The sequence below is a fragment of the Helcobacillus sp. ACRRO genome, from assembly GCF_022347125.1.
In the GTDB taxonomy this organism is placed as follows: Bacteria; Actinomycetota; Actinomycetes; order Actinomycetales; family Dermabacteraceae; genus Helcobacillus; species Helcobacillus massiliensis.
Window position 1 is genome coordinate 44,701 of the sequence record NZ_JAKRNG010000001.1, and the last position, 22,389, is coordinate 67,089.

The 22,389-nt window shown below is 69.2% G+C and carries 23 protein-coding genes; 8 read left to right on the plus strand and 15 right to left on the minus strand.

All coding sequences use genetic code 11. The features are described 5' to 3' along the window. Positions 1–342, minus strand: coding sequence for a hypothetical protein (locus MHY20_RS00210; RefSeq protein WP_183375811.1), 342 nt, complete (start codon positions 340–342; stop codon positions 1–3). 68 nt (positions 343–410) lie between these two features. Here MHY20_RS00210 and MHY20_RS00215 point away from each other — a divergent pair, with 68 nt between their 5' ends. Further along, the gene (locus tag MHY20_RS00215) at positions 411–1,436 is read left to right on the plus strand and encodes a flippase-like domain-containing protein (protein WP_239373683.1); all 1,026 of its coding nucleotides are present in this window, start codon (positions 411–413) and stop codon (positions 1,434–1,436) included. A 71-nt stretch (positions 1,437–1,507) separates the two neighbouring features. Here the strand turns inward: MHY20_RS00215 and MHY20_RS00220 are convergent, their stop codons facing one another. Beyond that, the gene (locus MHY20_RS00220; protein WP_239373686.1) at positions 1,508–1,699 is read right to left on the minus strand and encodes a BldC family transcriptional regulator; all 192 of its coding nucleotides are present in this window, start codon (positions 1,697–1,699) and stop codon (positions 1,508–1,510) included. A gap of 405 nt (positions 1,700–2,104) precedes the next feature. Between MHY20_RS00220 and MHY20_RS00225 the strand changes: the two genes are divergently transcribed. Continuing rightward, the gene (locus MHY20_RS00225) at positions 2,105–2,290 is read left to right on the plus strand and encodes a DUF3073 domain-containing protein (protein WP_183375817.1); all 186 of its coding nucleotides are present in this window, start codon (positions 2,105–2,107) and stop codon (positions 2,288–2,290) included. Between the two features lie 152 nt (positions 2,291–2,442). On the opposite strand, the gene purM is transcribed toward MHY20_RS00225, so the two are convergent. The 9 genes from purM to MHY20_RS00270 all read right to left on the minus strand — a co-directional run bounded on the left by purM (position 2,443) and on the right by MHY20_RS00270 (position 10,386). Further along, positions 2,443–3,567, minus strand: coding sequence for a phosphoribosylformylglycinamidine cyclo-ligase (gene purM / locus MHY20_RS00230; RefSeq protein ID WP_239373688.1), 1,125 nt, complete (start codon positions 3,565–3,567; stop codon positions 2,443–2,445). Then, positions 3,564–5,042 carry an amidophosphoribosyltransferase gene (gene purF, locus MHY20_RS00235; RefSeq protein ID WP_239373690.1) on the minus strand — a complete coding sequence of 493 codons (1,479 nt, stop codon included), beginning with the start codon at positions 5,040–5,042 and terminating at the stop codon, positions 3,564–3,566. The genes purM and purF overlap by 4 nt, the downstream gene beginning before the upstream one ends. Before the next feature lie 37 nt (positions 5,043–5,079). Then, positions 5,080–5,436, minus strand: a complete 357-nt coding sequence (locus tag MHY20_RS00240) for a hypothetical protein (RefSeq protein WP_183375823.1) — start codon at positions 5,434–5,436, stop codon at positions 5,080–5,082. Between the two features lie 51 nt (positions 5,437–5,487). Beyond that, positions 5,488–6,387 carry a copper homeostasis protein CutC gene (locus tag MHY20_RS00245; protein WP_239373692.1) on the minus strand — a complete coding sequence of 300 codons (900 nt, stop codon included), beginning with the start codon at positions 6,385–6,387 and terminating at the stop codon, positions 5,488–5,490. Beyond that, positions 6,384–6,851 carry a sterol carrier family protein gene (locus tag MHY20_RS00250; RefSeq protein ID WP_343217715.1) on the minus strand — a complete coding sequence of 156 codons (468 nt, stop codon included), beginning with the start codon at positions 6,849–6,851 and terminating at the stop codon, positions 6,384–6,386. Before MHY20_RS00250 ends, MHY20_RS00245 begins: the two co-directional genes overlap by 4 nt. Further along, positions 6,852–8,159: an adenylosuccinate synthase gene (locus tag MHY20_RS00255; RefSeq protein WP_239373694.1), complete on the minus strand. Its 1,308-nt coding sequence runs from the start codon at positions 8,157–8,159 to the stop codon at positions 6,852–6,854. 75 nt (positions 8,160–8,234) lie between these two features. Next, positions 8,235–9,314: a hypothetical protein gene (locus MHY20_RS00260; RefSeq protein ID WP_239373696.1), complete on the minus strand. Its 1,080-nt coding sequence runs from the start codon at positions 9,312–9,314 to the stop codon at positions 8,235–8,237. Next, complete coding sequence (locus tag MHY20_RS00265; protein WP_239373698.1) at positions 9,311–9,748, minus strand: PadR family transcriptional regulator; 438 nt, start codon at positions 9,746–9,748, stop codon at positions 9,311–9,313. Before MHY20_RS00265 ends, MHY20_RS00260 begins: the two co-directional genes overlap by 4 nt. Positions 9,749–9,897: 149 nt before the next feature. Then, positions 9,898–10,386 (minus strand): DUF3151 domain-containing protein, encoded by a 489-nt coding sequence (locus MHY20_RS00270; RefSeq protein ID WP_183375832.1) that lies wholly within the window; start codon positions 10,384–10,386, stop codon positions 9,898–9,900. Between the two features lie 48 nt (positions 10,387–10,434). Here MHY20_RS00270 and MHY20_RS00275 point away from each other — a divergent pair, with 48 nt between their 5' ends. The 4 genes from MHY20_RS00275 (at position 10,435) to MHY20_RS00290 (ending at position 14,373) form a co-directional block, all read left to right on the plus strand. Further along, complete coding sequence (locus MHY20_RS00275; protein WP_239373700.1) at positions 10,435–12,129, plus strand: phosphotransferase; 1,695 nt, start codon at positions 10,435–10,437, stop codon at positions 12,127–12,129. A gap of 13 nt (positions 12,130–12,142) precedes the next feature. Then, positions 12,143–12,586 (plus strand): D-aminoacyl-tRNA deacylase, encoded by a 444-nt coding sequence (gene dtd, locus MHY20_RS00280; protein ID WP_239373703.1) that lies wholly within the window; start codon positions 12,143–12,145, stop codon positions 12,584–12,586. 24 nt (positions 12,587–12,610) lie between these two features. Further along, positions 12,611–13,357: a phosphoglyceromutase gene (locus MHY20_RS00285; protein ID WP_239373706.1), complete on the plus strand. Its 747-nt coding sequence runs from the start codon at positions 12,611–12,613 to the stop codon at positions 13,355–13,357. Between the two features lie 287 nt (positions 13,358–13,644). Continuing rightward, complete coding sequence (locus MHY20_RS00290; protein WP_239373709.1) at positions 13,645–14,373, plus strand: hypothetical protein; 729 nt, start codon at positions 13,645–13,647, stop codon at positions 14,371–14,373. A gap of 84 nt (positions 14,374–14,457) precedes the next feature. Here the strand turns inward: MHY20_RS00290 and MHY20_RS00295 are convergent, their stop codons facing one another. Then, a complete protein-coding gene (locus MHY20_RS00295; RefSeq protein WP_239373712.1) occupies positions 14,458–15,411 on the minus strand; it encodes a PRC and DUF2382 domain-containing protein in 954 nt (317 codons plus the stop codon). A gap of 390 nt (positions 15,412–15,801) precedes the next feature. After that, entirely contained in the window at positions 15,802–16,446 is a 645-nt protein-coding gene (locus MHY20_RS00300; RefSeq protein WP_239373715.1) for a TetR/AcrR family transcriptional regulator, read from the minus strand. Positions 16,447–16,578: 132 nt separating this feature from the next. On the opposite strand from MHY20_RS00300, the gene MHY20_RS00305 reads away from it, so the two are divergent. Both MHY20_RS00305 and MHY20_RS00310 read left to right on the plus strand, forming a co-directional pair. Further along, positions 16,579–18,240 (plus strand): MDR family MFS transporter, encoded by a 1,662-nt coding sequence (locus MHY20_RS00305; RefSeq protein WP_239373718.1) that lies wholly within the window; start codon positions 16,579–16,581, stop codon positions 18,238–18,240. 160 nt (positions 18,241–18,400) lie between these two features. Beyond that, the gene (locus tag MHY20_RS00310; RefSeq protein ID WP_183375840.1) at positions 18,401–19,435 is read left to right on the plus strand and encodes a GNAT family N-acetyltransferase; all 1,035 of its coding nucleotides are present in this window, start codon (positions 18,401–18,403) and stop codon (positions 19,433–19,435) included. A gap of 112 nt (positions 19,436–19,547) precedes the next feature. Here the strand turns inward: MHY20_RS00310 and MHY20_RS11695 are convergent, their stop codons facing one another. Then, complete coding sequence (locus MHY20_RS11695; RefSeq protein WP_239373721.1) at positions 19,548–20,477, minus strand: DUF559 domain-containing protein; 930 nt, start codon at positions 20,475–20,477, stop codon at positions 19,548–19,550. Between the two features lie 286 nt (positions 20,478–20,763). Further along, positions 20,764–22,389 (minus strand): glutamine-hydrolyzing GMP synthase, encoded by a 1,626-nt coding sequence (gene guaA, locus MHY20_RS00320; RefSeq protein WP_239373724.1) that lies wholly within the window; start codon positions 22,387–22,389, stop codon positions 20,764–20,766.

Genomic DNA, 22,389 nt, shown 5'->3' on the forward strand with positions numbered 1-22,389 from the left:
TCAGAGGAACGCGACGCCGAGGATCATGTTGATCACGAGGCCCACCGGGATGGCGAACCAGAGGGCGCTGCTGGTGTTCTCACGCTGCTTGATGGCGATGAACGCGGCAACGGCCACGAGGACCGCGATCAGCAGCTTGATGCCGAGGATCATGTGGTCCACCTGCATGCCGGCCATGACCGCGGTGACCATGGCGAGAGCGCCGAACACGGCGGCGCCGGCGGAGGCGTGCGCCATGCCCGGGTTGGGCTGGCGGGTCTTCGCCGCGGCGACCCAGATGCCGAACGCGGCGGCCCAGCAGATGACGTGGAGCAGAACGAGAATGGTGGTGACTGTAGCCATGGCTCCCACTGTACTGAGGGGGTGCGACATTTAAAGTCTCGGGTGCGGCGCGTGCAAGAATGACCACGATGACTGAGCCCGATGTCACTGCTCGACCCCCGCTGTGGAGGGTCGTCGTCGCCGTGCTGTCCCTCGCGCTGACGGCGCTGATCGTGCTCGTCCTGATCCCCCGCGCCGCGCGCTCCGGCTGGCCCGAGATCCTGTCGTCCCTGACCTCCACCAGCCCTCTGTGGGTGGGCGCGCTGCTGGTGGTGGCGGCTCTGGCGGCTCTGATCGACACCGCAGGGTTCCGCCGATGCTTCCCCGGCGTCGCGTTCGGGCCGGCGCTGCGCACGAACACGGCCGCCGGCGCTCTGTCCGCTGTGGTGCCGCTGGGCTCGACCCTGGCGGTGACGCTGATCGTCACCCGCATGCGCACCGCGGGCCTGCGCCGCTCGGTGATTGCGGCGGGCACCGCGGTGGCCTCCGCCGCGGACATCCTCACCTCGATCGCGCTGCCCGTGATCGGTGCGGCACTGCTCGCGGCCTCCGCCCGCATCACCGGCGGCACGGCCGCGGCCCTCGCCGTCGGGGCGGTGCTGGGGCTGGTCCTGCTGGCCGCGGTGGGCGCACTGGCTGTGAACCGACGGGTCGTCGCGGCGCTGCTGGAGCGCGCCCAGGGCATTGAACAGGGCTTCTCCGAGGGGTTCGGGCGCAGCTCCGTGGACTTCACGGCCGACGGGGCCGCGATGCACGATGAGTCCCTGCGGATCGCCCGCGCCGGCGGCGGCGCCGCGGTGTGGCTGCCGCTGCTGGCCCGCATCCTGCAGGCGGCGGCGTTCGCGGCGCTGTGCACGAGTGCGTTCGGTCTGGACGTGACGGTGCTGGAGGCCGCGGCGGTGTTCGCTCTGGGCCGTCTGCTGACCCTCGTGCCGCTGACCCCGAGCGGACTCGGCGTGGTGGAGACCAGCATGACCGGGGCCCTCGTGGCCCTGGGTGCCGACGCCTCCGGGGCCGCCGCGGCGGTCCTGCTGATGACGATCACGCAGACGCTGTTCCCGGCGGCTGTCGGCGCTCTGCTGCTGCCGACGGGTGCGGGCCCTGCCCGCGAATGACGAAGCCGCACAGCAGATCATCCGATGGTGATCCGTGTGCGGCTTCGATGACGGCGCGTTCAGCGCGCGGTTCAGCCGGCCTGGTCGCGCAGCAGAGCTTCCACCTCGCCGCGGCGGTAGCGCCGGTGACCACCGAGCGTGCGAATGGCCGACAGCTTGCCGGCCTGCGCCCACCGCGTGACAGTCTTGGGATCAACGCGGAACAGCTTCGCCACCTCTGATGGGGTCAGCAGTCCGTCCACGCCCTCCTGGGTATGCGGCATGGCTCAGCACCTCCGTTATTGTGTGGGTCGTTCACCACGGGGGGATGGGAACGAGCCGAACCATGGGTCGCACGGTCCGACATGTCCAACTCTAGGACACCGTGGAAGGCGCCTGACCATTGGTTTTGTCTCAGTTCTATCGTAAACCCAGGTCAGAACTGAAAATTTTTCTTTGCGAAGATGCCGTGAAGGCGATTCCGTAACTGAACCGTGATCGGAGGCCCCCGGATCGGATGACGCAGCTCACACAATGGCGCCCTGGTGATCGGCGATCGTCCGGCTGACTCCCAGCTTCCTGTCACGGTGATTACGCGTATCCAGGTACCACGGGGTACCCTTGGTGAGCGTAACTATCAATTCCCGGGGGCAGCAGCCCGATTCGTCGACGCACAGGGGGTCTTACCTATGGGTCGTGGCCGTCAGAAAGCCAAGCAGGCCAAGATTGCTCGGGACCTCAAGTACTACAGCCCGGAAACCGACTTCTCCGCGCTGCAGCGCGAGCTGTCCGGTCAGCAGTCCCAGTCGTCATGGAGTGATGACGACGATGACGAGTATCCCGAACAGTGGGCTGAGAAGTACTCCGACGAGTGAGCGCACAGCCACTCGACGATGACGCAGTCACCGAACCAGGTGCTGACGGGCGGATGGGAATCCGCCCGTCATCGTCTTAAGCACCCACTCGCTGCGGCGCCGCACCCTCACCGAGGCGGGTGCAGCCGCCGTCACCGCCGAGGGGCTGGCCGTCACTGGGAGGCGTAGTCCCCGGTGATCAGCACCGCTCCCCCGTCGACGCCCTTCGCGCCCTGGGTGAGTGAATCGCTCTCGGTGGAGGTGCCGGGCAGGTCGGATGCGGCCATGACCTCACCGACCACGCGGGAGCCGACACCGAGGCGCTGCAGGCAGGCGAGGGCGTCATCAGCAGCGTCAGCGGAGACGACGGCGACCATGCCGAGGCCCATGTTGAGGGTCGCTTCCAGGTCCAGCAGCGGCACCCGGCCCCACGCCTGCACCTGGTGGAACACCGGGGCGGGCGCCCAGCTGGAGCGGTCGATCCGCACCGAGAGGTCCGTCGGGATCACGCGCGCCACGTTCGCCGCGAGGCCACCGCCGGTGATGTGGCTGAGGGCGTGCAGCTTCTCGCAGCCGAGCTCGGCGAGCAGCGCGAGCATGTCCGCGGAGTAGATGCGGGTGGGCTCCAGCAGCTCCTCACCGAGGGTGCGGCCGAAGTCGTCGATGTGGTCCTCGAACTTCTTCCCGGCGCTGGCGACGACGGCGCGGACCAGGGAGTAGCCGTTGGAGTGGAGACCGGAGGCGTCCATGCCGATGACCACGTCACCGGCCTGGACCCGGTCGGCGCTGAGCATCTGGTCGGCTTCGACCACACCGACGGCGGCGCCGGCGACGTCGTAGTCGTCCTCGGCCATCACACCGGGGTGCTCGGCGGTTTCGCCGCCCACCAGCGGGGTCTGGGCGAGCTGGCAGCCTTCGGCGACGCCGCGGACGATGTCGGCGATCTTCTCGGGGACCACTTTTCCGCAGGCGATGTAGTCGGTCATCGCCAGGGGCTTGGCGCCGGAGACGACGATGTCGTCCACGACCATGGCGACGAGGTCGCGGCCGATGGTGTCGTGGATGTCGAGGCCCTGGGCGATGGCGAGCTTGGTGCCGACCCCGTCGGTCGAGGAGGCAAGGAGGGGGCGGCGGTAGTCCTTGAGCTCGCTGACGTCCACCAGGCCGGCGAAGCCGCCGACGCCGCCGAGGACGGTGTCGCCGTGGGTCTTGGCGATGGCGCTCTTCATAAGCTCAACGGCGCGGTCGCCCGCGTGGATGTCGACGCCGGCGCTGGCGTAGGTGACGCTGTCGTTCATGATCCGGTCTCTGCCTCCGTGATGTCGAGCTGCTCGTGGTCGGTGGAGAGCGCCTCGGGCAGCGGGATGGGATAGTCACCGGTGAAGCATGCGGAGCACAGGGTCTCGCGCGGCTGTTCGGTGGCGGCGATCATGCCGTCGTAGCTGATGTAGCCGAGGGAGTCGGCGCCGATGGAGCGGGCGATGTCCTCGGTGTCGAGTCCGTTGGCGATCAGTTCGGCGCGGGACGCGAAGTCGATGCCGTAGTAGCAGGGCCAGCGCACGGGCGGCGCGGAGATCCGCACGTGCACCTCGGTGGCGCCGGCCTCGCGCAGCATGCGCACCACGGCGCGCTGGGTGTTGCCGCGCACGATGGAGTCGTCGATGACCACGAGGCGCTTGCCGTCGATCATCTCCTTCAGCGGGTTGAGCTTGAGGCGGATGCCGAGCTGGCGGAGCGTCTGCGTGGGCTGGATGAAGGTGCGGCCCACGTAGGCGTTCTTCACCATGCCCTGGCCGTAGGGGATGCCGGACTCCTGCGCGTAGCCGATAGCCGCGGGGGTGCCGGACTCCGGGGTGGGGATGACGAGGTCCGCATCGACCTTGTGCTCGCGGGCGAGCTGGCGGCCCATTTCGATGCGGGATTCGTTGACGGAGCGGCCGGCGATGCGGGTGTCGGGGCGGGCGAGGTACACGTATTCGAACACGCACCCCTTGGGCTTCGGCTCCATCACCTGTTCGCTGTGCAGGCCCTGCGCGTTGATCCAGATCATTTCGCCGGGGCGCACTTCGCGCACGAAGCTGGCGCCGACGATGTCCAGCGCTGCCGTTTCGGAGGCGACGACCCAGCCGCGCTCGAGGCGCCCGAGGACGAGCGGCCGCACACCCTGGGGGTCGCGGCAGGCGAACAGGGAGTCCTCGGTCATCATCACGAAGCAGTAGGCGCCGCGGATCATCGGCATGACTTCGCGGATCGCCTGATGCATCGTGCCGGGGCGGTTGAGCAGGGCGGTGACGACGGCGGTGTCGGTGGTGTTGCCCTTGGAGATCTCTCCGATGGCCTTGGCGCCGGCCTGGTGCTCTTCGAGCAGGCGGACCAGTTCACCGGTGTTGACGAGGTTGCCGTTGTGGGCGAGGGCGACCGTGCCGTTGGGCCGGGGCCCGAGGGTGGGCTGGGCGTTGACCCATTCGGAAGCGCCGGTGGTGGCGTAGCGGGTGTGGCCGATCGCAATATGGCCGGTGAGGGACTTCAGGGTGCCGTCGTCGAACACTTGGGAGACGAGCCCCATGTCCTTGTAGACGAGGATCTGCTCACCGGTGGAGGTGGCGATTCCTGTTGACTCCTGGCCTCGGTGTTGCAGGGCGTAGAGACCGAAGTAGGTCAGAGTCGAGACGTCCTCGCCGGGGGCGAATACTCCGAAGACCCCGCATTCGTCCTGGGGGCGCCGATCGCCGGGCAGAAGGTCGTGCGAGAGCTGTCCATCACCGCGTGTCACCCATCCATTATGCATGACGGGCGCACGCGGTGGTCATTCAGGGCCGACGGGTGCCGGCCCGGCGAGGTTCGGCGCTGCCGCGCTGGGTGCGCTTGTCCATGATCATGTCGATGATGACGGCGATGAGGGCGAGGGCGCCGCCGATGAACAGGGCGCCGTTGAGCACGCCGAGCATCAGGGTGTTGAGGGAGTCCACGCGAGCGATGAGTCCCCAGACGAGGCCGACGAGGGCGCCGATGAGCAGGGCGATGACCACGGCGCCGCCGAGGTTGAGGCGGCGGCCGCGGCGCACGAGGATGACGTCGCCGCCGTGGTCGATCGTGCCGTCCTCGGCGGTGTGGGGCTGCTGCTCGGTGGGGCGGTTGTCGGGGGTGTCAGCGGCGTGGGAGTTCATGGATCCTTCTTCTGTCTGGTGGTGGGCGCTCAGCAGCTGTGGCTGCGGCACTCAGAGGTCGAGCAGGTCGGCGATGGCGCGCACCTGCGCGGGGTCGGTCAGGGTGGTGGGCGCGGTTGCGCTGCGTCCGTCGGCCTTCAGCAGTGCGCGCAGCGCTGCCGGCACGTCGGTCAGTTCCTGTGGTTCGGTGCCGCGGGCGGACAGGTGCACGGCGGGCACTCCGGTGGCCTGCAGCAGGTCGCGGGTGGTTGCGGCGCGGATGCCGGCGCCGGCCTGGATGTCGATCAGGTCCTCGGCCTGCTCCACCATGGCGCGCAGGCAGTCGGTCCCGTCGGGGGCGCGGTCGGCGCCGCCGGAGGTGAGGATGCGGTGGAAGCCGGCAGCGAACAGGTCGGTGACGGCGGCGATGCGGGCCGCGTCCGTGAGGCGGTCGATGGCGCGGTGGCAGGTGAGCTGCAGGCTGCGGCCCTGGGCCTGTGCTTCGGCGAGCGCCGCGTCGCGCCAGATGGTGAGGGCGTCCATGTCGAGCGCCGGCTCAGCGCTGCCGGCCGAGTCAGCACTGTTGGTCGCATCAGCTCTGCCGGTGAGGGCGCCGATGACGATGCCGTGCGCCCCGGCCCGGACCGCCTCAACGGCCTGGGCGCGCATCTGCTCGATCTCGTCGGCGCTGTAGACGAACGAGCCGGGCCGCGAGCGCACGAGCACGTGCACGCCGAAGTGGGGCCGGGCGTCGCGGGAGGCGACCAGGTCGTCGGCGAGGGCGACAGCGGCGCGGGTCAGGTCGATCGGCGGGGTGAGCCCGTCGGCCTCCAGGTCCACGCAGAGCTCCACGCGGTCGGCGCCGCCGTGGGCGGCGACCACGAGGCCGGTCAGGTCCTGGACGGCGATCTCCAGCTGCACGCGGGCGCGCTCGGGCGTGTGGTCGAGGGCATCGGCGAGCGGGTCGGTCATCGGGGCCCCTCCCCCGCCGCGTCGGCGGCGCCGGCATCGGTGCGGCCTGCGTCGGCGGCGCCGGTGTCAGCAGCGTGGGCGCGGGCGGTGCGGCGGGCGATCGGGACGGGCAGGACGTCGGCGAGGTTCGAGCGCTCACCGGATGCGGTGATGCCCCCGCCGGGCGCGCATCCGTCGGCCCAGGACAGCTCCCCGGTGGCGAGGCGCAGCCAGGTCTCGGCAGTCATCTCCACCACGGCCGGCGGGGTGCCGCGGGTGTGGGTGGTGCCGGCGATCAGCTGGACGGCGCCGAACGGCGGGACGCGCAGCTCGACCGACCGGCCGGGGTGCTCCTCGGCGAGGACCTGCAGGGTGAAGCGGACCGCGGTGGCGCGATCGGTGCGGGTCGCATTCTCGCGCTCGGTCAGCCAGCCGCGCAGGGCGGCTGTGCCGGTGTCGATGGGGATGGGGCGAGGGGGTGCCACTCAGCTCCCTTCGCCGACGGGTTCCGGCAGCAGCGGGTGCACCTGGATGGTGGCTTCGCGGCCGGGCCCCACACCGATGGCGGAGATGCGGCAGCCGGCGAGCTCTTCGAGGCGCTTGACATAGTTCTGCGCGTTCTGGGGCAGGTCCTCGAAGGTGAGGGCGCCGGTGATGTCCTCAGTCCAGCCCGGCATCGTCTCGTACACGGGCTGGGCGTGGTGGAACTCAGTCTGGGTCATCGGCATGTCGTGGTGGACCTCCCCGTCGACCTCGTAGCCGATGCACAGGGGGATCTCCTCGATGCCGGTGAGGACGTCGAGCTTGGTGAGGACGATGTCGGTGAAGCCGTTGATGCGGACGGCGTGGCGGATCATGAGGGAGTCGTACCAGCCGCAGCGGCGGGGGCGACCGGTGTTGACGCCCACCTCACCGCCGGTGGTCTGCAGGAACTCACCCCACTCGTCGAACAGTTCGGTGGGGAACGGGCCGGCGCCCACGCGGGTGGTGTACGCCTTGACGATGCCGATGACGCGGTCCACGCGGGTGGGGCCCACTCCGGAGCCGACGCAGGCGCCGCCGGAGGTCGGGTTCGAGGACGTCACGAACGGGTAGGTGCCGTGGTCGACGTCCAGGTACGTGGCCTGGCCGCCCTCCATCAGCACCACCTCGCCCTTGTCGAGGGCGTCGTTGAGCATGATGGTGGTGTCCAGGACCATGGGACGCAGGCGCTCGGCGTAGCTCAGCAGCTGCTCGGTGATCTCATCGGCGTCCACCGCGCGGCGGTTGAACAGCTTCACCAGCAGTTCGTTCTTCTGGTGAAGGGCGCCTTCGACCTTCTGGCGGAGGATCGAGGCGTCGAACAGGTCCTGCACGCGGATGCCGAGGCGCCCCACTTTGTCCATGTAGGTGGGGCCGATGCCGCGGCCGGTGGTGCCGATGGCGCGCTTGCCGAGGAACCGTTCGCTGACCTTGTCGATGGTCTGGTGGTAGGGCGCCACGATGTGGGCGTTGGCGCTGATGCGCAGGCGGGAGGTGTCCACGCCGCGGGACTGGAGGGCGTCGATCTCCTCGAAGAGCGCTTCGAGGTTGACCACCACGCCGTTGCCGATGACGGGGGTGGCGTTCTCGGAGAGGATGCCGGCGGGCAGGAGCTTCAGCTCGAACTTCTCACCGCCCACCACCACGGTGTGGCCGGCGTTGTTGCCGCCGTTGGGTTTGACGACGTAGTCGACGCGCTCACCGAGCAGGTCGGTGGCCTTGCCCTTTCCTTCGTCGCCCCACTGGGCTCCGACGATCACAATGGCGGGCATGAGAACTCCTAACGCACACACGAAACGGCGGGGCCGACCGCTGCACGTGCACCGGCACTGTGCTGCGAGCCCCGCTCACTCCTGCAGTCTACCGGTCGCTCCCTTGTCCTTTCCCTCACGAGCCTCCCGACGGTGACGGATCTGCTCCCCGACGCCCAGCACCACCAGCAGCACCCACAGTCCGATGAAGACCCACTCCCCCACCGACGGGGAACCGTCGCTGAACGCCGTGGAGATGAGGACCCCGCCGATGCCGAGCAGCGCGATGAACCGGATCAGGGATGTGCGCCGCTTCGCGAGGCCGGGCTCTTCGATCAGACGCTGCGCGTAGCCCTCCGGACTGCCGAACTCCTCCTGCATCGATGCCCCGGTCTCGGCAACGTGGGTGCGGGCCTCCGCGAGCGCCTGCGTGCGCTGCGCCTCCCGCACGGAGCGGCGCCGGCGGGCAGCGGCGAGGAAGCGCTTCTCCCAATCGGCATCGCTGAGGGGGCCGACGGGCGCCGCTGCCGCGGATCGGCTCTCCGGCGCAGGGATGAGGGTGAGCACAACGGCGGAGACCACCGCGGTGAGCAGGGCGTATCCGGCGACCAGCGCCAGGCCCCAGAAAGTGGAGGCCTCACCGAAGCCGATGTTGCCGAACGCGGCGGCCAGGGCGATGAGACTCGCGCCTGCGAGGCCCAGCACCACGCAGACCGCGCCCGCGATCAGCATCCCGGCCCTCGCTTCGATCCGTTCGTACACGGCGATGAGGATGAGCATGAGCACGGACAGCAGGAAGGGGAACAGCACCGACATCAGGGAGTGCTGCATGCGCAGTCCGTCCTGGATCAGCTCCACCACGAAGAAGAGGACGGACAGCACGGTCGCACCGGCGGGGACGCCGATGAGGAAGGTGCGCAGGTCCACGGTGGGGCCGGCTTCGAACACGGGGGCGGCGTCCTCCCGCCACTGCGCTGCTTGGGCGTCCGCCCACTCGTCGGGATCGCCGAGGGCGTCGTCAGCGCTCTGGCCGGAGCCGTCGATGTCGCGCAGGGCTCGCTGAATCGCCGCGTCAGCGGCATCAGCGTCCGCTTCGTGGCGCATGACGAGGGCGAATTCGGCGCGTGCGGCCCACCCGGCGCCCTCGGGGCTGCGGTCGTCGCCACTGGTGCTCATGAGTCCTCTCCTTCGTGCTGATCGCTGTCCTGCCCTGTGCTGTGCGGGGCGATGGCGGATCGGACCGCGGTCCAGGCGGCGCGCTCATCGGCGAGCCGGTCGCGGCCTGCCGCGGTGATGGCGTACTGCTTGCGGCCGGGGCCGGCGTCGCCGTCGACCCAGGTGGCGGTGATGCACCCGTCGGCCTCCAGGCGGGCGAGGACGGGGTAGAGCGAACCGCCCTTCGGCTTGCCGAGACCCCGCTCGTCCAGCCGCAGCGCGAGGGCGTACCCGTGGAGGTCCTCGGCGGTGAGGCACGCGAGGATCGCGGTGGGCATGACGGCGCGCGCCCAGGCCTGCGGGACCACGGGGGGCACCGCGGCGCCCGGTGCGGCAGGGGCTGCGGGAGCTGCGGGCTCTGCTGCCCGCTTCGAGGGGCGGACGGATTCGTTCACCCACTCAGTATGAAACCTATCTAGATAGGAACGCAACCATCATGGCCCGGCATCCGTCGGCCCGCCGGGACGACGAACGGCCGCCCACCCCACAGGGTGAACGGCCGTCGGCACAGGGTCAGGCGGCAGGGACGCCGCGCAGGCAGCGGTCAGGAGCAGCAGGCGCCGCCGCAGCAGCCGCCCTCCGCAGGAGCCACCAGGCTCGGGTCGCAGTCACGGATGAAGTCGTTGATGCGGGCCACTTCATCGTCCTCACCGATCATCTCGGCGGCGCGGCCGAGGATCACCAGGCACTGCAGGAACCCGCGGTTCGGGGCATGGTCCGCCGGCACCGGGCCCTGCCCCCGCCACCCAGCGCGGCGCAGCGCATCGAGCCCACGATGGTAGCCCACCCGGGCGAAGGCGTAGGCGGCGACCACATCACCGTCGAGCATCGACTCGTCCGCCAGCATCGCCCACGCGAGCGATGACGTGGGGTGCTCCGCCGCAATGGCGCGCAGGTCACGGCCCTCACCGAACGCCTGCGACACGGCCTCATCGGGGCCGTCCTCGGGCAGCAGAGTGGGCTCGGGGCCGAGCAGATTGCCGCCCAGCTCCGGCTTCGGTGCGGACAGCTTCAGGTCATTGTCAGAGCTCATGCCCGCCATCGTAGGCGGCACGGATGAAAGCCTGCCAGAATAGCCCCCATGGTTCTCTCTCTGGACGGTTCGGAACTGCTGACGAGTCCCCAAGCCGGCAGCGTTCTGGAGGCGGCCGTCACCAACGCCGGCGGCATCCTCGACTCCTGGTCCCTCGACCAGGTGGACCACCGACCCTCCCGCTCCACCAAGGCCCTGTTCCGCACCCGCGTGCGCTGGCCGAAGCTCGACGGCGCCGACGCCGAACCCCGCGACGAACTGTTCGGCGTCGCTGCCCACATCGGCGAAGCGGAGAAGAACGTCCTCAGCCCCGAGCAGTCCCTCGTCATGACCGACGGCGACATGAACGTCCGCGTCTGGCGCTACCCGCACGACCCGTGGCTGCCCGCCCTCCAGCACGTCTGCTACCCCGACGTACTGCATCGCACCCTCATCGACCTCGGCATCCCCACCGGATACGCCCCAGGCACCCCCATCCCCGTGGAGGTCGTCTCCTACCGGCCCGGCCGCCGCGCCGTCCTCAAGGCCGCGCTCGCGGACCGCACCGTGTACCTCAAGGTGATGCAGCCGCACACCTCCGGCGAAGTGGTCGCCCAGCACAACGAGCTGCTGCGCGCCGGCGTCCCGGTCCCGCAGGTCCTCGCCCACCGCTCCGGTCTCGTGGTCCTCGCCGAACTGCCCGGCACCGTCCTCGCGCAGGCCCTCGTGGAGGACGGCCCCGAGGCCTGCTCTGCGGAGGACCTCATCGCCCTGCTCGACCGGTTCCCCTCGCACATGTTCGCCGGCACCCACCGCCCGGCCTGGACCGAGTCCGCCGGCTTCTACGCCGGTGTGGTCGCCAGCTCGATGCCGCAGCTGCAGGACCGCCTCGACGTGCTCGTGCACCGCATCACCACGGGCCTGGCGCGCGTTGAGTCCCGCATCGGGCAGCAGCCCACCGATGTGGTCCACGGCGACTTCTACGAAGCGCAGGTGTTCGTGGACCGCGGCCGCGTGGTCGGCGTCCTGGACATCGACACCATCGGCCCCGGCCGCCGCGCGGACGACCTCGCCTGCATGTTCGCCCACATCTCCGTGCTCGCCGACTACGCGAACCTCAAGCGCATCCCGCTGGACGTGCACGAGCGCGTCGCCGGGGTGATCCGCCAGTGGTATCCGGTGTTCGCGCGCCGCGTGGACCCGCAGGAACTGGCGCTGCGCGCCGCCGGCGTGGTGCTGTCGCTGGCCACCGGCCCGCACCGCCAGCAGGAGCGCGACTGGGAGGTCGCCACCGAAGCGATGGTGCGCGTGGCGGAGACCTGGGTGGAGGTCTCCGAACAGGGCCGCCGCTACACCGGCCCCATGCCGGGAGGTCTCATCATCGACCCCTCCACCGCCGTCCCACCGGTCGAACCACCCGCGGAGCTCGAATCGGAGGTGCTGTCCTCCGGTGCGCCGACCACCGACACCCGGCAGGCGATGGACGAGGGCGTGCAGGAATCGGCGGACGGGCAGGGCCCGTCGGCCGCGGACTTCCACCACGACCCCACAATCCCGATGGCGCCGGTCCCCCAGCCCAGCGCGATGGAGATCCACCTCGCGGCCACCGCCAACCGCGCCGACGAACAGGACGAGCACTCTCTGTGGCGGCGCCCCACACTGTCCCCGCCGACGCCGGTCAGGGCGCCGTGGAACCGCCGACGGGTGCCACAGCCGTCCCACCTGCCGAACCCCACCACGTTCGACCAGCACCGCCAAGGCTGAGGAAGGACCACCGATGCGCGCAGTTCTGCAGCGAGTGAGCTCCGCGTCCGTCGCCGTGCTCGACGACGACACCGGAGAGCGCCGCGACCACTCCCGGATCGACTCCGAAGGCCTGCTGGTCCTGCTCGGCGTCACCCATGACGACGGCGAGGAGCAGGCGCAGACCATTGCCCGGAAGATCGCGGAGCTGCGGATCCTCTCCGGTGAGAAGTCCGCGACCGATCTGGACGCCCCGATCCTGGTGGTCTCACAGTTCACCCTGTACGCGGACGTCCGCAAGGGCCGCCGGCCGTCGTGGAACCAGGCGGCGCCCGGCCCGGTCGCCGAGCCGCTGGTGGCGCGGGTGGTCGAGGAGCTGCGCTCCCGGGGCCTCACCGTGGCGGAGGGCGAGTTCGGGGCACATATGCAGGTGTCCCTGGTGAACGACGGACCGGTGACGATCCTCGTGGAGGCTTGAGGGTGCGCCGGTAGACTGCGGGGCATGACCCACACATTGATTCTGCTCCGCCACGGCCAGAGCGACTGGAACGAGAAGAACCTGTTCACCGGTTGGGTGGACGTCCCCCTCACCGCCCAGGGTGAGAAGGAGGCCGTCAACGGCGGCCGCCTCATCAAGGAGGCCGGCCTGCTCCCGGACGTTGTGCACACCTCCCTGCTGCGCCGCGCCATCTCCACCGCGAACCTGGCGCTCAATGAGGCCGACCGCCACTGGATCCCCGTGAAGCGCGACTGGCGCCTCAACGAGCGCCACTACGGCGCCCTGCAGGGCCTGAACAAGGCGGAGACGCTGGAGAAGTACGGCGAGGAGCAGTTCATGGCATGGCGCCGATCCTTCGACACTCCCCCGCCGAACATCGAAGCGGACAGCGAGTTCGCGCAGGACAACGACCCCCGCTACCAGGGCCTCGGTGACGAGATGCCTCACGCGGAGGCGCTCAAGCAGGTCATCGACCGCTTCCTGCCGTATTGGGAGTCCAGCATCAAGCCGGACCTCGCCGACGGGAAGACCGTGCTGGTCGCCGCGCACGGCAACTCCCTGCGCGCCCTCGTGAAGTACCTGGACGGCATCTCCGATGAGGACATCGCCGGCCTCAACATCCCCACCGGCCAGCCGCTGGTGTACACGCTGGATGAGGACTTCCGGCCGACGGTCCGCGGCGGCGAGTACCTCGACGCCGAAGCCGCCCGAAAGGCCGCCGAAGCGGTCGCGAACCAGGGGCGCAAGTGACCGCATGACCGTCCCGCCGGGAACGGTGGGGCGAGTCCGACGGACGTCCTGCAACGGAGGGCCCGTGCTGCTGCGGCAGTGCGGGCCCTCCTCGCGCCTGGGACCCACGGGAGTCTCCTTCGACCGAACTCAAAACCTTCATGCGATCGTCCTGTCCCTCTGACCTGGGGTTCTGCTCTGCTGACCACCGAGCGCCCGACCACCAAGGCGGGCAACCTTCTTTTCCGGTCGGTCGGTGAATATGGTGAGGGCGTTGCACCGCACCACCATTCCCGCCAGGAGGCACCATGTCCACACCCCCGACCACTGAGCCACGAATCCGCCGCCGGGCACTCATGCGAGGTGCGGCGTGGGCCAGCCCCGTCGTCGCCGTCGCGACTGCCGCGCCGGCATATGCCAAAAGCGGCGCCCAGCCCAGGTACGACCTGTCCACCTCCTGGTCGAGCATGTACAGCTACACCTGGGACAACTACGGCAATTGCTGTGCCACCCAGCTGCGGTACTCCAACATGGTCAACAACAGGAATACGGCCGCGTACGGCTTCTCCGTGTTCAACCGGAGAATGGTCATCGACGGCACGGAGACCACCGACCTCTCCCCCACCGTGGACCCCACCGCAACGAACGTGACCACTATCCTGTACTACCCGTTCGGCATGGTGAACACCTCGGCACAGAACAATGGGGTGACCATCGACTCCCGGGACGCCCCCTACTGGCGACTCACCGACCTGAGGGCCGTGACCCTGTCAGACGGGCGCCGCTACAGCGCCTTCACCTTCTCCTGGCGCGGCACCGCCACGCAGAAGACGGTGACCGCAAACGAAGGCCAGCGGGTTCCCAGCTGGGCGACCACCAGTCTGCGCGTGCACTTCAGCCCCAGCAACCGCTACTGCCCCGGAAGCTCGGTCACCTGGTGGGTCGCACACACCGGCACGTTCACAACGACCAACGGCTGGTCCGCCACTGTCACCGCCAATCCGCAGAGACAGGTCATGAAGCTCGGCAGCTGGTGATTCCCCGACCACACGAAGCGCCCCACCGGACTTCCCGTCCGGTGGGGCGCTTCTTCATATGCGCTCAGGGGCGCGTCAGTGCCATCAGATGTCGCGCTTGCCGTCGTTGTTCAGGTCGCGCTTGTCGCCCGTGACGTCGCCGCGCTGCTCGCCGGTCTCGAGGTCGACCTCTTCGTGAGCAACGGTGGTGTTGACGGTCTCGGTGTCCTCAACGGTCTTGGTGCCGAGACGGACCTTCTCAGTCTCCACGGTCTCCTTGGAGACGACCGGGCGCTCCTCGTGAAGGGTCACAGTGACATCCTCGTCGGTGCCGCCGCCGACGGTGCCGCCGGTCTTACCACTGCCGGGCTCGCGCTCGAGGACGACCTCTTCGCGACGAACCGGGACCTCGACCTGCTCGGTCTCCTCGACCACGTACTTGCGCAGGCGGGCCTGGCCGGTCTCCTTGCGCTCGGTGCCGACCTCAGCGCGCTCGGCGTGCAGGGTGACACCGTCGGCGTCGTTGACGTCGGCGCGGTCGCGGTCAGCGACATCGCGACGGTCCTGGTCAGCGGCATCGCGGCGGTCGTGGTCAGCAGCATCGCGGCGGTCGTGGCCGACGCCGCCGTCGACACCGGCTTCGCGGTCGAGGTCGTTGTCGCGGCGATCATGGCCGGCGCCGCCGGCGACACCGGCTTCGCGATCGAGGTCGTTGTCGCGGCGACCGCCCTGGCCGGCAGCGCCGTGACCGGCGACGCCGTAGTAGCGGTAGAGCTCTTCCTCTTCCTTGTGGTCGATCTTGCCGTCGTCCTCCACGTTCGGAGCATCCTTGATGAAGGACTTCTCGTAGGGAACGGTGATGACGCCGTTGTCGAACTTGGCGTCAGCCAGCGGAATGAAGGTCTCCTTGCTGCCGAAGAGACCCAGGTTGACGGTCACCCACGACGGCTCCTGTGAACCATCGGTGAGGTACAGCTGGCCGACCTTGCCCAGCTTGTCGCCGGTGGAGTCGACGACCTCGGCGCTCTGCAGTTCGTTGATGTTGCCCTTGAAAGTCATGAGGATTCCTTCCCTCGGTAATCGTAGCGGCCCGGCGACGATCGGTGCGACACCGCGGCCCAGCACCAACCGGCGCTTCCGAAAAAGAATGTACACACCGCTTCCTGATCACGACCTGGAATCTTTCAGGGTCGAACGCGCTTTCCTGTAGGAATTGTCACGTACGCGTGAATTATGCATACTCCACGGTCGAGCACACTCAGACTGCACCTAGGCCCGGCAAAGCCCCAGGCAGGAAGACCTTTTCGCGCGATCCTTCCGAGCAGCTGCAACCACTCACACATAGTCACGTTTACACAACAAGTGGGTCAACGGAACATGAACAGTCGGCTACAACATTATCACGGGACTATCACGGTGCATTCTGCGCACCATTGTTGCGAAGACGGCTCAGGCGCGCTCCTGAATGATGGCGGCGCGCACCGCTTCGATCGACTCCAGCGCTTCTGCGACCGAGACGTTCTGGCGCATAGCGGTGACGAACGCCGCCCGGATCGACGCGAACGCGTGCAGGACCACCAGAGCTGCTCGCTGCCACGCTTCGTCATCACCCAGGTCAGGCGACTGCTCCAGCAGTCGCTCATGCATGATCTGGATCAGCTCCCACTGGACGTCATTGGCGGCATCCATGGAGAGATGACCGAGCGCGGGCTCGCGCTTGAGCACCGCGCGGCGCATCTCCTGCAGCTCCGGATCGTTCGGTGCCGTGTCGATATACGCACGGCTGAGCACGATCATGGAGTCCTCGGGAGCCTCGTCGCCCGGGCGCTCCCGCAGCAGCGTGCCGAGGTGGGCGATGCGGTGCGGGTCGTGCCCGAGGATCGCCTGTTCCTTCGTGTGCCAGTAGTTGAAGAAGGTGCGCGGGGACACCCCTGCCCGATCGGCGATCTGCTCCACGGTGATGCAGGTGCTGCCGTGCTCGGAGGTGAGCTCAAGGGCGGCGCGGTGCATCGCTGCGCGCGCCTGCTCCTTCTTCCGCTCCCGCAGGCTCGGGGCGGGGCGACATCCGTCGACCGACGGGTTCTGGGCGTCCATTTGGTCAGTGTCACACAAGGCCTGCACGCAGTGCAATTGTGCAGTGACTGCAATAACCGTAGGGTTGGAGGCGTTCGGATCGCACGTTCACTCAGACCCTCCGCCGATCCCCCCCCTAACAGAAGGACTTCGATGAACGCACCTATGGACAGGGGCGCCGTCACCGGCAGCGCCGTCCGCGCGAGCGGCACCATCAGCGGCACCACCACCTCGGACATGCCGGCGCTGACCCCCGAACAGATCGAACACGCCCCGGCGCCCGTGGAGTTCACCGGCCTGGACCGCAGCGGCAAGCTCATCTTCGCCGGCCTCATGCTCGGCATGTTCGTGGCGTCGATCTCCCAGACCATCGTGGGCCCCGCCCTCCCCCGGATCGTCGCTGAGCTGCACGGCATGGAGCACTACTCGTGGATCGCGACCTCCGCCATGCTGGCGAGCGCGGTCGCGGTGCCGATCGTCGGCAAATTCTCGGATATCTTCGGCCGCCGCGCCTTCTACATCGGGGGGCTCGTAGTGTTCCTGCTGGGCTCGATCCTCGCCGGCGCATCCCAGAACTTCTGGTTCCTCGTCTTCGCGCGCGCCGTGCAGGGCATCGGCATGGGCACCCTCATGCCGCTGTCGCAGACGATCATCGGCGACATCATCCCGCCGCGCCAGCGCGGCAAGTACCAGGGCCTGATGGGCGCCACCTTCGGCATCTCCTCCATCGCCGGCCCACTGCTCGGCGGCGTCATCACCGACGCCCTCGGCTGGCGCTGGCTGTTCTACATGACGCTGCCACTCGGCGCTCTCGCCCTCTGGTTCATCATCCGCTACATGCACCTCGACCACCGCGGTGACCGCTCCCCCATCGACTACTGGGGCATGGCGACCCTGATTCCAGGCCTCGTACTCGCCCTGCTCGCCACCTCCTGGGGCGGCTCGCAGCATCCGTGGACCAGCCCCGTCATCCTCGGCATGTACGCCGCGGCTGCGGCCCTGCTGATCGTGTTCGTCCTCATCGAGCTGCGCGTGCCCTCCCCGCTGATCCCGCTGAGGATCCTCGCGAACCGGGTGGTGGCGGTGTCGATCCTGGCGAGCTTCGCGATCGCTGTCGCCATGTTCGGCGCCATCATCTACATCCCCGTGTTCGCGCAGGCATCCCTCGGGGTGTCCGCCACGGAGTCCGGCGCCATCCTCATTCCGCTGAACATCGCCCTGGTGCTGTCCTCCATCGTGATGGGCCTCGTGATCACGAAGATCGGCCGCTACAAGATGATCCTCATCGGCGGCGCGGCAACCATGCTCGTCGGCTACATCCTGCTGACCCTGCTGGACCACCAGTCGTCCTCGTGGGCCCTGACCGGCGCGATGAGCGTGATCGGGATCGGACTGGGCATGTCGATGCAGACCTACATGCTGGTGGTGCAGAACGCGGTCGCGCAGACGGACCTCGGCGTGGCGACCTCGTCGGTGCAGTTCTTCCGCAATGTCGGATCCACGGTCGGCATCGCCGTGCTCGGCTCCGTCCTCGCCGCGAACACCGAACCGTCGATTCAGAAGCGGATCGCGGAGCTGCCCGCACCGCTGAAGGAGAAGCTCGCCGAATCCGGTGGTGTGCCCGCCGGCGGCGAATCCAACGCCGTGCTGGACCCGGGGGCGCTGTCCCACATGCCGGCGCCGCTGGTGGAGGCCATCCAGGCCGGCATGGGCGATGCAATGCACTCCGTGTTCATGGCTGCCGTCCCGTTCGCGGTGCTGGCACTGATCCTGTCGCTGTTCGTCAAGCAGCTGCCGCTGCGCACCCACAACTGACGCCAGCTCAGCGGCGCCGGAACGGGGCCGACGGGGTCCGTGGTGGCAGCGGGCTGAGCCGGGGTGACCGACCGGGTCGTCGGACACCGCTGCCCGAATTCGGTCCCGGCCGACCGCCCTCCCGGACTGCCCGGGCACCCTTCTCGGTACCCTGGAGACCATGACCAACGCTGCACCGGCCATCACTGTCCGACCGATCGATCCTGACACCGCCGGCACTGACGCCGCCCGCGAGGCCTGCGCCCGCGTCGCACGACTGAGCGCCGGCTCGCACACCATCGACGTCACCGAGAGCCTCAACAAGTTCGAATCCCGCCACCACACGATGTTCGTGTACGCCGGCGATGCCCCGGAGGTCGCGGACGAAGCGTCGATCCAGGCGGGACCGGACCCCGTCGGCTGGGCGATCGCGCAGGACCGCGCGGCCGGTCGCATCAACGCGGTGTGGGCCATCGATCCGACGCACCCGTCGGCCGACGCGGTCGCCGACGTCATGGTGCAGTGGCTGATGCAGACCGCCGGGGAGATCTCCGCGGAGCGCGGCCTCGCCGAGTCGATGCTGGTGGCGGAGGTCGAGGCTGAGCACGCGGTGCGCATGGCAGCACTGGAGCGCGCGGGGTTCGAGAAGGTCCGCACCTGGCTGACCATGCAGATCCCGCTGAGCCCCGCTGCGACCACCGAGTCCGAGCGGGACGACCCGCGCTACGCCGCCACGAACACCGCCGATTCGGGCGACCTCGTGATCCGCACGGTCGAGTCGCAGGAGGACAAGGAGGAGCTGCACCGGGTCCTCGAGCTCGCGTTCCGCGATCACTTCAACTACTACCGGGAGACGTTCGAGGAGTTCGAGGAGCGGGTCGAGATGCTCGCCGGCCACGCATGGGACCTCGATTTCGTTGCGGAGCACCCGGAGCGCGGCATCGTCGGCGCCCTCATCACGGGATCCTCGGCCGACGGGACCACGGCGCACGCCGAATACCTCGGGGTCAGCGGGGACGCGCGCGGCCTCGGCGCCGCTTCCAGCCTGCTGACCGTGTTCCAGGAGACGTACCGCGCCGCCGGGTTCACCACCGCAGAGCTGCAGGTCGATGCCGACTCCCCCACCGGCGCCGACAAGCTGTACCGCAAGCTCGGCTACACCCCGACCGCGCAGCAGTTCACCTACCACCATCCCGTGTCAGCGCCGCAGGGCTGAGGGCGGCGGCCCCCTTTCCGCGTTGCATGCGTTTCAGCGCGCTCGATCGTGAACGAGTGCGCTGAAACGCATGGAACCGGGGTCGCCCGGCGCCGGGCCCCTGACGGGCCGGTCACGCCGCTTCGAGCGCGCGTCGCACCAGCGCCACCGCCGGGCTGTTCGCGAGTGCCGCTCGGACCTGGTCGTCGGACGCATGCAACCGCGGCGCAGGCAGGTGATCTCGGAACAGACGCAGCACCGTGAAACCGAGCGCCTGCAGGTCCAGCGCCCGATCCTGATCATGGACTGCACGGTCGCTGGTGAAGTGCGGCTGCCCGTCGTACGCCACGAGCAGCCGAGCGTGTCGCCACAGAAAATCCGGTTGGAACAGCCACCGGCCGCCTGCCCCTCTCAGGACCGGGTTCAGCTCCGGCTCATCCAGCCTGCCGAAGTGGCAACCGAGCCGGCACCGCGTCTCCTGGGGCGAGTCCGACCCGACCCGCGTCAACGCCAGCGCCGACCGCGCAGCGGCGATCCCATGCTGGCGTACTCGGGACTCCACTGCGGCACGCAGATCCTCCACGGACGCATACGGCAGCGCCCGACGCTCCAGTCCCCGCCGCGGATGCCGAACCAGATGATCCGCAATGACGACCCGCGCATCCAGCGGAAGCATGGGACAGAGATCCAGCCACGTGTCCACCCGGGACGCCAGCACCACCCGGCCCGACACGAACGCGGTCCCGATGTCCACACGGCGATGGCTCCATGACACGAGACCGCTGTCCCGCCGGCGCGTGCCCGCCGGCGCGTTCAGGTGGATCGGCTGGCCGACCTGCCAGGTCTGCAGCTCCCGCGGCAGCGGCAACCGGTGAATGCGCGCCGCCGTCGGTCCCGTGATCGCCGCTCCCGGGTAGTGCTCGACCACCGCACTCGCGAGCATCGATTCGGTGACCTCGATGTCGCGGTGCGCATAGAAGCCGCATCCGAGTGACCGCAGGTCCACGGCCTTCACCCGGTGGGGGCCGAGGCCGTGCGCCTCGGCATCGGACCGGTGGAACACGCGGTGGGCGAGGGTGGGCGGCAGCGGGGGCAGAGCGGATCGACATGTCCACAGCCTCGCCGGTCCCCGGCGGCCGGCCGACGGGCTCCGCGGATGTGGGGACGGCTGGGGGTGTGGACAAACGGCGCCAGCACAATGGGCCGGCGGCACGGTTAATGCGTTTCAGCGCCCTCGATCGGAATCAAGAGCGCTGAAACGCATGGAACCGGGGCCGGGCTGGCGGTGCCGGGCCAGCGGGACCGGGGCCGGACCCCGGGAAAGCCCGGACCGGAGTCGGGTTAGCGACTCACTCCCACTCGATGGTGCCCGGCGGCTTGCTGGTGATGTCGAGGGTGACGCGGTTGATCTCGCGGACCTCATTGGTGATGCGGTTGGAGATGCGGGACAGGACGTCGTACGGGACCTTCGCCCAGTCCGCCGTCATCGCATCCTCACTGGTGACGGGCCGCAGGACCACCGGGTGGCCGTAGGTACGGTGATCACCCTGCACACCCACCGATCGGACATCCGCCAGCAGCACCACGGGGCACTGCCAGATGGACCGGTCCAGGCCGGCGGCGGTGAGTTCGGCGCGCACGATCGCGTCGGCCTCGCGGAGAACGTCCAGGCGCTCCTTCGTGACCTCGCCGATGATGCGGATCCCCAGTCCCGGCCCCGGGAACGGCTGGCGGTGCACGATCTCATCCGGCAGGCCCAGCTCCGTGCCCACGGCGCGGACCTCGTCCTTGAACAGGGCGCGCAGCGGCTCCACCAGCTCGAACTGAAGGTCATCGGGCAGGCCGCCCACATTGTGGTGGCTCTTGATGTTGGAGGTGCCGTCGCCGCCGCCGGACTCCACCACATCCGGGTAGAGGGTGCCCTGCACGAGGAACGCCTTCGCTTCGGCGTGGGCGTCGTCACCGGTGCCGGCCACCACGCCCTGCTCGCGGAGGATGTCCTCCTGCGCCTGCTCGAACACGCGGATGAATTCGCGGCCGATGGTCTTGCGCTTCTCCTCCGGGTCGGTGATGCCCGCGAGCGCGGTCAGGAAGCGCTCCTCAGCATCCACCATGACGAGCTTCGCGCCGCCGGTGGAGGCGCCGAACGCCTTCTCGATCTCCTCGGACTCGTTCTTGCGCATCAGGCCGTGGTTCACGTACACGCAAGTGAGGCGCTCACCGATGGCGCGCTGCACAAGGGCCGCCGCCACGGCGGAGTCGACGCCGCCGGACAGGCCGCAGATCGCGGAGCCGTCACCGATCTGTTCGCGGATCAGCTCCACCTGCTCCTCGATGACGCTGCGGGTGGTCCATTCGGGTTCGATGCCGGCGCCGCGCACCAGGAAGTTCTCGATGATCTCCTGCCCGCGGTCGCTGTGCCCCACTTCGGGGTGCCACTGCACACCGAACAGGCGGCGCTGCGCGTCCTCGAACGCGGCGACCGGGGAGCCGGCGGACTCAGCGATGACGGTGAACCCGTCGGGTGCTTCGTGGACGGAGTCGCCGTGGCTCATCCACACGTTCTGGTCGAGGTCCTGGCCGGCGAGGAGCACGGAGTCGCCGTCCACGCTGGTGAGGCGGGTGGCGCCGTATTCGCGGACACCGGTCTCGGCGACGCGGCCGCCGAGCGCATCGGCCATCGCCTGGAAGCCGTAGCAGAGGCCCAGCACGGGGATGCCGGCCTCGAGGATGGCGGGGTCGAGCCGGGGTGCGCCGTCGGCGTACACGCTGGAGGGGCCGCCGGAGAGGATCAGGGCGCGGGGGTTCTTCGCGAGGATCTCCTGGGCGGGCATCGAGTTGGGGACGACCTCGGAGTAGACGTTCGCCTCGCGGACCCGGCGCGCGATCAGCTGCGCGTACTGGGCCCCGAAGTCGAGCACGAGGACGGGGTTCTGAGCCGTCTGGCTGGCGGGTGCTGCGTCTGTCTGGTTCAC

What these genes read in the sequence shown, in the direction of transcription:
- MHY20_RS00270 (WP_183375832.1), bottom strand. Translation starts at nt 10,386, where the DNA reads ATGAGCTCTGACAATGACCTGAAGCTGTCCGCACCGAAGCCGGAGCTG.
- purM (WP_239373688.1), bottom strand. Translation starts at nt 3,567, where the DNA reads ATGAACGACAGCGTCACCTACGCCAGCGCCGGCGTCGACATCCACGCG.
- MHY20_RS00285 (WP_239373706.1), top strand. Translation starts at nt 12,611, where the DNA reads ATGACCCACACATTGATTCTGCTCCGCCACGGCCAGAGCGACTGGAAC.
- MHY20_RS00290 (WP_239373709.1), top strand. Translation starts at nt 13,645, where the DNA reads ATGTCCACACCCCCGACCACTGAGCCACGAATCCGCCGCCGGGCACTC.
- MHY20_RS00220 (WP_239373686.1), bottom strand. Translation starts at nt 1,699, where the DNA reads ATGCCGCATACCCAGGAGGGCGTGGACGGACTGCTGACCCCATCAGAG.
- MHY20_RS00300 (WP_239373715.1), bottom strand. Translation starts at nt 16,446, where the DNA reads ATGGACGCCCAGAACCCGTCGGTCGACGGATGTCGCCCCGCCCCGAGC.
- MHY20_RS00245 (WP_239373692.1), bottom strand. Translation starts at nt 6,387, where the DNA reads ATGACCGACCCGCTCGCCGATGCCCTCGACCACACGCCCGAGCGCGCC.
- dtd (WP_239373703.1), top strand. Translation starts at nt 12,143, where the DNA reads ATGCGCGCAGTTCTGCAGCGAGTGAGCTCCGCGTCCGTCGCCGTGCTC.
- MHY20_RS00295 (WP_239373712.1), bottom strand. Translation starts at nt 15,411, where the DNA reads ATGACTTTCAAGGGCAACATCAACGAACTGCAGAGCGCCGAGGTCGTC.
- MHY20_RS00240 (WP_183375823.1), bottom strand. Translation starts at nt 5,436, where the DNA reads ATGAACTCCCACGCCGCTGACACCCCCGACAACCGCCCCACCGAGCAG.
- MHY20_RS00215 (WP_239373683.1), top strand. Translation starts at nt 411, where the DNA reads ATGACTGAGCCCGATGTCACTGCTCGACCCCCGCTGTGGAGGGTCGTC.
- MHY20_RS00275 (WP_239373700.1), top strand. Translation starts at nt 10,435, where the DNA reads ATGGTTCTCTCTCTGGACGGTTCGGAACTGCTGACGAGTCCCCAAGCC.
- MHY20_RS00225 (WP_183375817.1), top strand. Translation starts at nt 2,105, where the DNA reads ATGGGTCGTGGCCGTCAGAAAGCCAAGCAGGCCAAGATTGCTCGGGAC.
- MHY20_RS00255 (WP_239373694.1), bottom strand. Translation starts at nt 8,159, where the DNA reads ATGCCCGCCATTGTGATCGTCGGAGCCCAGTGGGGCGACGAAGGAAAG.
- MHY20_RS00305 (WP_239373718.1), top strand. Translation starts at nt 16,579, where the DNA reads ATGAACGCACCTATGGACAGGGGCGCCGTCACCGGCAGCGCCGTCCGC.
- MHY20_RS00260 (WP_239373696.1), bottom strand. Translation starts at nt 9,314, where the DNA reads ATGAGCACCAGTGGCGACGACCGCAGCCCCGAGGGCGCCGGGTGGGCC.
- MHY20_RS00310 (WP_183375840.1), top strand. Translation starts at nt 18,401, where the DNA reads ATGACCAACGCTGCACCGGCCATCACTGTCCGACCGATCGATCCTGAC.
- MHY20_RS00210 (WP_183375811.1), bottom strand. Translation starts at nt 342, where the DNA reads ATGGCTACAGTCACCACCATTCTCGTTCTGCTCCACGTCATCTGCTGG.